This is a genomic window from Aquabacterium sp. (genome assembly GCF_021768455.1).
GTDB lineage: Bacteria > Pseudomonadota > Gammaproteobacteria > Burkholderiales > Burkholderiaceae_C > Aquabacterium.
Genome location: NZ_JAIZVX010000031.1, coordinates 22,170 through 30,018, shown reverse-complemented (window position 1 = coordinate 30,018; position 7,849 = coordinate 22,170). Strand labels below are relative to the sequence as shown.

Genomic DNA, 7,849 nt, shown 5'->3' with positions numbered 1-7,849 from the left:
CGGTGGTGGCCACCACCGTGAAGGTGGGCGCCACCGTGGTGGGCACCGCGGTGGACGTGACCGCCGCCGGCGTCAAGGCCGTGGCAGGGGCTGGTGATGCCGAAAAGGTGGAAGGCGCCGTCCAGCCTTGAGCTTCATCCTGCGCATCGAGCCCCTGGGCGCCACGGTGCCCATCCTGGAGGGCGAATCCGTGCTCGAAGCCGCCCAGCGCTCCGGCGTGACGCTGGCCCGTTCCTGCCGCAATGGCAGCTGCCGGGCCTGCCTGTGTCACCTGCAGGGGGGCGAGCTGGCCTACCGCGTCGAGTGGCCCAGCCTCAGCCCCGACGACAAGGACGAGGGCGCCATGTTGCCCTGCGTGGCCCTGGCCCACAGCGACCTGCTGATCCACGCCCCCAAGGCCCGTTACACCGACCCGGCCTGAAAGCCGGCGCTCAGGCCGTGCTGGTGGGCATGGGCCCGATGCGGCGGAAACGCGGCACCGTCCGGCCGTCCACCGTCACGTCCTCCAGGAACATGGCATAGGGCCGCACCCACATCGCGCCCTCCCCATACAGCGGGCGGTAGAGCACCATGGGTTCGCAGCTCTCGCTGTGGCGCACCACGCCGATCACTTCGTAGCGCAGGTCCTTGTAGTGGACGTAGAGGCCCGGCTCGATGGCGGGCAGGGGAGGCAAGGGGGTTCCGGCAGACATGCCCTCATTGTCCTGCAGGGCTTGGGCGCACGAGGCATCATGGCGGCTCCGGATCCACCCCATTGCGCCCCAGCTGGCGACAGGCTTCCCCCCATGATCGACCTCTATTACTGGACCACGCCCAACGGCCACAAGGTCACCCTCTTCCTGGAAGAGGCAGGCCTGCCCTACACCCTGCACCCCATCCACATCGGCAAGGGGGAGCAGTTCCAGCCCGAGTTCCTGAAGATTGCGCCCAACAACCGCATCCCGGCCATCGTCGACCGGGCTCCGGCCGATGGCGGTGAGCCCATCGCCCTGTTCGAATCGGGCGCCATCCTGCTCTACCTGGCCGACAAGGTCGGGCGCTTCCTGCCCACCGACCTGCGGGGCCGCAACCAGGCGCTGCAGTGGCTGTTCTGGCAGATGGGCGGTCTGGGCCCCATGGCGGGTCAGAACCACCACTTTGCGCTGTACGCGCCCGAAAAACTGCCCTACGCCATCGAGCGCTATGTGAAGGAAACAGCCCGCCTCTACGGTGTGCTCGACCGCCACCTCGCCGACCGCGACTTCATCGCCGGCGACTACGGCATCGCCGACATGGCCTGCTACCCCTGGATCGTGCCGCACGAGCGCCAGGGACAGAAGCTGACCGACTTTCCCCATCTCCGGCGCTGGTTCGAGGCCATCGCTGCGCGGCCCGCCACCCAGCGGGCCTACGCCCTGGCCGACCGGGTCAACCCGGGTGGCCCCCCTGCGGCCGTGACCCCCGCTCGCTGAGGGCTTCAGATCTTCACATGGCTTTACGTGCGGGGCGGTCGGCTGGCGATGCCGGCGCCACGTTGTGGGAGACAGGCACGGCGCCTGGCCAGGATTCCCCGGCCGCGCCAGGCGGACACCGCTTGCTGCCCCCGCTGAAAGGAAGACACCATGAAGACCTCGATCAAGACCTCTCTGTGCTCGGCTGCCTTGCTGGCCGCTTTCTCCCTGCCGGCTCTGGCCCAGTCCCCGAACAAGGCGCCGGCTCCCCACCAGGCAGGTGTCCCGGCGGTTCATCAAGCCCCTCAAGTCCATCACGCCCAGCACCCAGCCAAACACCACGCCAAGCACCCGCGTCATGCCCACAAGGCCACGCTCAAGAAGGGTGAACACGCTGCCAACCACCACGGCCTGCACCGCGCCCACCACGCTTGAGTGGTCGGGGTGGGCGTTTCCTCCGATCGGCGGGGGGCGCCAGCCCCGATAATCCGCCGCATGAGCCAAGCGATCGCCCTGAGCCATTCCTGCCGAGACAGCCTGCCGCGACTGAGTTGCGTCATCCCCTGCTACAACGAAGCCGCCAACCTGCGCCTGCTGCTGCCCCTGTTGGCCGAGCACCTGGGCCCTTGCACCAGTGCCTGGGAGGTGATCCTGGTGAACGACGGCAGCCGTGATGACACCTCGGCCGTGTTCGACGAGTGGGCCGTGCGCCCGGGCTTTCGGGCCATCGAGTTCTCCCGCAATTTCGGCAAAGAGGCGGCCCTGACCGCCGGCCTGCAGGCCGCCAACGGGGAGGTGGTCGTGCTGATGGACGCCGACCTGCAGCACCCGCCCCCACTCATTGCCGAGATGGTGGCCCATTGGCAGGACGGCGCCGACGTGGTCTACGCCCTGCGCAGCAACCGTGATGACGAGCCGCCCTTCAAGCGTTTCGGCACCAATGCCTTCTACCGCCTGATCAACGCCCATTCGCGCTTCGAGGTCCCGGCCGACGCGGGCGACTTCCGCCTGATGGACCGCCACGTGGTCGAAGCCCTGCTGGCCTTGCCAGAGCGCAACCGTTTTCTCAAAGGCCTCTACGCCTGGGTGGGCTTCAAGTCGGTGGCCATCCCTTACGCGCCGGCCGAGCGTGCCACGGGCACCAGCCACTACAACGCGCTCAAGCTCATCGCCTTCTCCATCGACGGCCTGACCGCCTTCACCACCTGGCCGCTGCGTGTGGCCAGCATCGCCGGCATGGTGATGGCCGTCCTGGGTTTCCTCTACGGCATCTACGTCATCGTCGACCACGAGCTCTATGGCAATGCCGTCGAGGGCTGGACCACCATCGTGGTGCTGCTCTTGTTCTTCGTGGGGATCCAGCTCGTGTCCCTGGGCATCCTGGGCGAGTACGTGGCGCGCATCTTCGAAGAGGTCAAGAACCGGCCGCTGTACCTGGTGCGTCGCGCCCTGGGTGAAGGGCTGGCGCCGGTCGAGGGCCGCGAAGCCATCGCCGCGCGCGTCTCGCCCAGCCTGCGTCGTCGCGTGTGAGCGCCCCCGGACCCCGCACGCTCGCCGTCTGCGTCGACGATTTCGGCCTGCACGAAGGCGTCAACCAGGCGGTCCTCGCCTTGCTGGCACTGCGGCGCATCTCGGCCGTCAGCTGCCTGGTCGATGGCCCGGCCTGGGCGTCGGGCGCTGCGGCCTTGCGCGCCGCCGCCTGGCCCGCAGGCGAAGCCGAGCCGATTGCCGATGTGGGCCTGCACCTCAACTTCACCGAGCTGCTGGACGCCCGTGCCCAGCGCCCGGACCTGGTCCGGCCCCTGGGTGCACTGATCCGGGCCTGCCACCTTCGTCGCTTCGATGAGGCCGCCTTGCAGGAGGAGGTCGCGCGGCAGTTTGCGCGGTTCGAGGCGGTCTGGGGTCGCCCGCCCGATTTCGTCGATGGCCACCAGCACGTGCACCAGTTTCCGCAATTGCGGGAGGCCCTGGCTCAGGTGCTGCGCGCGCGCCAGGTGGGCCGTGATGTCGCCCATCGCCCCTGGTTGCGCCTGTGCCGCTCGCCAGGGTGGGCCGGCTGGCGTGCAGGCATCGGCCTGGTCGACACGTTGAAGGCGGCCGTCATTGCTGCGCTGGGCGCCTCGGCCTTGGCGCGGCAGGCACGCCGGCTGGGGCTGCCCCACAGCGAGCGCCTGCTGGGCGTCTACCCCTTCGATGCGGACGAGGCGGGCTTTCTGCGCCGCTGGCAGGCCTGGCTGTCCCTGGTCCACGAGGGCGATCTGCTGATGTGCCACCCGGCTGTGCCCCAGTCCCAGGCTGTGCCCCAGCCTGATGTGATCGCGGCGGCCCGCCACATGGAGTTCCAGGTGCTCTCCAGCCCGGGTTTTGGCCAGCGCCTGAGCCAGGCCGGGGTTCGCATCGCGCGGCTGGCACGCTGAGGCCCCCCGTCACAGGGCATGGCTACACTGTCTGGCTTTGCTGCTTGCGCCGTGCCTGGCGACGATCGAACCGTGACCCTGCCTTCTTCTTCACGATCGCCTGTGCCCACGCCCCTGGTCTGGCTGGCCTTGTTTGTCTGGCTGGCCTGCACGGCCTGGTGGCGTCCCCTGGCCGTGCCCGACGAGGGCCGCTATGCCGGTGTCGCCTGGGAAATGATCCGCAGCGGCGACTGGCTCACGCCCACGCTCAATGGGCTGCCCTTTTTCCACAAGCCCCCGCTCTTCTACTGGCTCACGGCGATCTCGCTCGAGGTCTTCGGCCTGGGGCTGTGGGCGGCGCGCCTGGCTTCGGTGCTGGGTGCGGTGCTGGGCGCCGGTGCCCTGTACATGCTGGTGCGCCGCTGGGGTGGCGGCCGGCTGGCCGGCTGGGCGACCCTTGCGCTGGTCACCCAGCCCTTCTGGTTCGGTGGTGCGCAGTACGCCAACCTCGACATGCTGGTCGCCGGCTGCATCACGGCGACGATCGCCCTGGCGGCCCACGCCGTGCTGGCGCAGGAGGCCGGCCAGCCGCACCGCCTGGCCTTGTGGGCCGCCTACGCCATGGCGGGCCTGGGCCTTCTGGCCAAGGGGCTGATCGGCCTGGTGCTGCCGGGGGGTGTCATCGTGTTGTGGCTGCTGGCCACGGGGCGCTGGCGCAGCCTGTGGCAGATCCTGTCTCTCCCGGGGCTGTTGGTGCTGGGCGCGGTGGCCGCTCCCTGGTTTGTGGCCATGCAGCGCCTCTACCCCGACTTTTTCCATTACTTCTTCGTCTACCAGCACTTCCAGCGCTTCACCCAGACGGGCTTCAACAACATGCACCCGTTCTGGTACTACGTGCCGCTGATCGTGGGCCTGAGCCTGCCCTGGTCGCTCACCGGCTTGTGGGCGCGCTGGTGGTCCCAGGACCGCTCGGTGGCCTTCCTGCATGGGCGAGGGCAGGGCGCAGGCCGCCGTGCCCTGCGCAGCCTGGCCTGGGTCTGGCTGGGCCTGGTGCTGCTGTTCTTCTCCATTCCCGCCTCCAAGCTGCCCGGTTACGTGCTGCCCACCTTGCCGCCCCTGGCCCTGATCGTCGCCGACCTGCTGGCCCGACGCTGGCCTGGTGCTGGCGCCCGCGCCTTTGGCGTGATCACGGCGGTCGCGGCCCTGCTGTGCGTGGGCCTGATCGGCGCCGCCGTTCGCTTTGATCGACAGTCCGTGCGTCCGGCCTTGCCGCTCATCCAGCCCCTGATGAACGAGGGCGTGCCCCTGGTCTATGTGGACGAGTTCGTCTACGACCTGCCCTTCTACCTGGCCCGTCGCGAACCCGTGCCCGTGGTGGCGGACTGGTCCGATCCCGATCTCCCTCTGCACGACAACGACCGCAAGGAGCTGTTCGATGCCGGCGAGTTCAACCCCGAGCGTGCCCGCGCCCTGCTGGTGCCAGTGGCGCAATGGCCGGCCTTGCTGTGTGCCCAGCCGCGTCTGGTGGTGGTGGGCCCCCCGAAGGCGCCGTTGCGCTGGCCCGAGCTCGCCGGGCAGGAGCCGGCCATGCGCCTGAAGCTGTCATCGGTATGGGTGCTGGAGCGCTCGGCCTTGCAGGCCCGCGGCCTGGTTTGCCCTTGATGCCACAGGTGCGCGGGGTGCTGGACAAAGTCCCGGTGCCCGGTTTACGATGAACCCATGTTGAAGCCCACGCCTTCGTTCTGCCACCCCACGCTGCCTTCTCAAGGTGGCCTGGGTCGTTGGTGGCGCTGCCCTTGACCGGCGGCCCCGCGCAGACACGTCCCGACGTTGAGCAAACGAGCCGCCTCCCAGGCGGCTTTTTTTTTCGCGTGCATGGCGCACGCACCCCTGAGAGGCGGTCACCGACCCCATCCATCTGGAGCCTCTCATGATCCCCTGCGACACCCTGGCAGACGTCCACTCCGCCATCGACCAGATCGACCAACTGCTCGCCGGCCTGCAGGCCGAGCGTGCGCGCTATGTCCAGGAGGCCGCCCGCCTTCAGCGCCCGGCCTCCGCCAGCCCTGCCGGGTCGGGTGTGCCGGCAAAGGCACAATGTCGGGTTGCGCCCCGTACTGCTGCCTCCTGACCGCCGCCGAGCGGCCCTTGCCCACGCCATGATCTGGACCCCCCTGAACCGCTTCCTGGACCAGCTCCGACCCCGCCGTCAGGCCGTGGTCATGCTGGCCGACGCCTTCCTGATCCTGCTGGCCTGGCACGCCACCTACCTCTTCCGCATGGGCGTGGAGCGCTGGCTGCACGAGCGCCCCAGCTACGACGGCGCCGTGTTGCTGGCCGTCATCGCCATCTACAGCGTCGTGTCCTGGGCTTTGGGTGTGCCGCGCGCCACCTGGCGTTACACCAGCTTCCACGAGATCACCCGCCTGGCCTGGGTCTGCCTGGGCGCGGGTCTGGCCAGTGCCGTGATCGTGCTCATGGCCCAGCTGGTCGAAGTCCCCCGGGCGGTGCTGGCCCTGCACCCGGTCCTCACCCTGGTGATCCTCTCGCTGGCACGCATGCTGGTGCGCATGCTCAGCGAGTCCTCGCGGGCGCGCCGGGCCAGCGGGCAGCCGGGCGGACAGCGCGCCCTGGTGCTGGGGGCTGGGGCCGCCGCCAAGCTGCTGATCGCCGGCATCCAGCACCGCGGTTGGACGGTGGTCGGCCTGCTGGACGACGACGCACGCAAGCATGGCAGCAGCATGGCCGGCCTCACCGTCTGGGGCGGGCTGGAGATGCTGCGCGAGGCCTCCACCCTGGCCGACGTCACCCACCTCATCCTGGCCATGCCCTCGGCTTCGCTGGCCCAGCGCCAGCGTGCGCTCGACCTCGCGGGTGAAACCGGTCTGCCCGTGGTCACCGTGCCGTCGGCCGACGAACTGCGTGAAGGCCGTTCCCGCATCGACCGCGTGCGCGACATCGAGCCCGACGACGTGCTGGGCCGCGAGCCGGTCAAGCTCGACGAAAGCGCCGTTTCCCAGCTGATCAGCGGCCAGACCGTGTTCATCACGGGGGCTGGCGGTTCGATCGGCTCCGAGCTCTGCCGCCAGATCGCCCGCTTCGGCCCCAGCCGCCTGGTGCTGTTCGAGCTGAGCGAGTTCGCGCTCTACCAGATCGAGCAAGACCTGGGCGAGCGCTTCCCGCACCTGCCCCTGGTGCGCCTGGTCGGTGACGTCAAAGACCTGGACGCCCTGCGCCGCGCCATGGCCGCCCATCAGCCTCAGCTCGTTTTCCACGCCGCGGCCTACAAGCACGTGCCGCTGATGGAAGACGACAACGCCTGGATCGCCTTGCGCAACAACACCCTGGGCACCTACCACGTGGCCCAGGCTGCGGCCGAGCAGGGCGTGGGCCGCTTCGTGCTCATCTCGACCGACAAGGCCGTGAACCCCACCAACGTCATGGGCGCCACCAAGCGGGCGGCCGAGATGGTCGTGTCCCACTGGGCGGCCAAGGCCCTGGGCACGCGCTTCATGGCCGTGCGCTTTGGCAACGTGCTGGGGTCGAGTGGCAGCGTGATCCCCAAGTTCAAGGAGCAGATCGCCAAGGGTGGGCCGGTCACCGTCACCCACCCCGAGATCACGCGCTTCTTCATGACCATCCCCGAGGCTGCCCAGCTGGTGCTGCAGGCCGCAGCCCTGGCCGAGACGGGCCAGGTCTTCGTGATGGACATGGGCAAGTCGGTGAAGATCGCCGACCTGGCGCGCCAGCTCATTCACCTCAGTGGTCACACCGAGGCCGAGATCCCCATCGTCTTCAGTGGCCTGCGCCCGGGCGAGAAGCTTTACGAAGAGCTGCTGGCCGATGCCGACACCACCTTGCCCACGCCGCACCCGCGCCTGCGCCTGGCCCAGCTGAATGGCGAGCTGCCTCCGGACTGGATCGAGCGCCTCATGGCCCTGACGGTCGATGAGCAGGCCAGCGTGCCGGCCCACCTGCGCAAGCGCCTGCACGCCCTGGTGCCCGAGTACGCGCCGCGCTGAG

The 7,849-nt window shown here is 69.3% G+C and carries 9 protein-coding genes; 8 read left to right on the top strand and 1 reads right to left on the bottom strand.

Annotated elements, in window-relative coordinates; translation table 11 throughout:
- Positions 1 to 127: 127 nt before the first annotated feature.
- Positions 128 to 421, top strand: a complete 294-nt coding sequence (locus QZ994_RS06435; protein ID WP_290869851.1) for a 2Fe-2S iron-sulfur cluster-binding protein — start codon at positions 128 to 130, stop codon at positions 419 to 421.
- Between the two features lie 10 nt (positions 422 to 431).
- Here QZ994_RS06435 and QZ994_RS06430 read toward each other — a convergent pair whose 3' ends face one another.
- The gene (locus tag QZ994_RS06430) at positions 432 to 692 is read right to left on the bottom strand and encodes a DUF1653 domain-containing protein (RefSeq protein WP_290869849.1); all 261 of its coding nucleotides are present in this window, start codon (positions 690 to 692) and stop codon (positions 432 to 434) included.
- Positions 693 to 785: 93 nt separating this feature from the next.
- On the opposite strand from QZ994_RS06430, the gene QZ994_RS06425 reads away from it, so the two are divergent.
- From QZ994_RS06425 to QZ994_RS06395, 7 genes are all read left to right on the top strand, one after another.
- Positions 786 to 1,451, top strand: a complete 666-nt coding sequence (locus tag QZ994_RS06425) for a glutathione S-transferase N-terminal domain-containing protein (protein ID WP_290869846.1) — start codon at positions 786 to 788, stop codon at positions 1,449 to 1,451.
- Positions 1,452 to 1,601: 150 nt separating this feature from the next.
- Positions 1,602 to 1,865: a hypothetical protein gene (locus QZ994_RS06420; protein WP_290869844.1), complete on the top strand. Its 264-nt coding sequence runs from the start codon at positions 1,602 to 1,604 to the stop codon at positions 1,863 to 1,865.
- Positions 1,866 to 1,925: 60 nt separating this feature from the next.
- Positions 1,926 to 2,960: a glycosyltransferase family 2 protein gene (locus tag QZ994_RS06415; protein WP_290869841.1), complete on the top strand. Its 1,035-nt coding sequence runs from the start codon at positions 1,926 to 1,928 to the stop codon at positions 2,958 to 2,960.
- Complete coding sequence (locus QZ994_RS06410) at positions 2,957 to 3,847, top strand: ChbG/HpnK family deacetylase (protein ID WP_290869838.1); 891 nt, start codon at positions 2,957 to 2,959, stop codon at positions 3,845 to 3,847. Before QZ994_RS06415 ends, QZ994_RS06410 begins: the two co-directional genes overlap by 4 nt.
- An 18-nt stretch (positions 3,848 to 3,865) precedes the next feature.
- Entirely contained in the window at positions 3,866 to 5,488 is a 1,623-nt protein-coding gene (locus tag QZ994_RS06405) for a glycosyltransferase family 39 protein (RefSeq protein WP_290869835.1), read from the top strand.
- Positions 5,489 to 5,756: 268 nt separating this feature from the next.
- A complete protein-coding gene (locus QZ994_RS06400) occupies positions 5,757 to 5,957 on the top strand; it encodes a chorismate mutase (protein ID WP_290869832.1) in 201 nt (66 codons plus the stop codon).
- A 28-nt stretch (positions 5,958 to 5,985) separates the two neighbouring features.
- Positions 5,986 to 7,848: a nucleoside-diphosphate sugar epimerase/dehydratase gene (locus tag QZ994_RS06395; RefSeq protein ID WP_290869830.1), complete on the top strand. Its 1,863-nt coding sequence runs from the start codon at positions 5,986 to 5,988 to the stop codon at positions 7,846 to 7,848.
- Position 7,849 lies beyond the last annotated feature (1 nt).

Excerpts from the sequence above, each read along its gene's own strand:
- QZ994_RS06430 (WP_290869849.1), bottom strand. The coding sequence starts at position 692 with ATGTCTGCCGGAACCCCCTTGCCTCCCCTGCCCGCCATCGAGCCGGGC.
- QZ994_RS06425 (WP_290869846.1), top strand. The coding sequence starts at position 786 with ATGATCGACCTCTATTACTGGACCACGCCCAACGGCCACAAGGTCACC.
- QZ994_RS06420 (WP_290869844.1), top strand. The coding sequence starts at position 1,602 with ATGAAGACCTCGATCAAGACCTCTCTGTGCTCGGCTGCCTTGCTGGCC.
- QZ994_RS06415 (WP_290869841.1), top strand. The coding sequence starts at position 1,926 with ATGAGCCAAGCGATCGCCCTGAGCCATTCCTGCCGAGACAGCCTGCCG.
- QZ994_RS06405 (WP_290869835.1), top strand. The coding sequence starts at position 3,866 with ATGGCTACACTGTCTGGCTTTGCTGCTTGCGCCGTGCCTGGCGACGAT.
- QZ994_RS06400 (WP_290869832.1), top strand. The coding sequence starts at position 5,757 with ATGATCCCCTGCGACACCCTGGCAGACGTCCACTCCGCCATCGACCAG.
- QZ994_RS06395 (WP_290869830.1), top strand. The coding sequence starts at position 5,986 with ATGATCTGGACCCCCCTGAACCGCTTCCTGGACCAGCTCCGACCCCGC.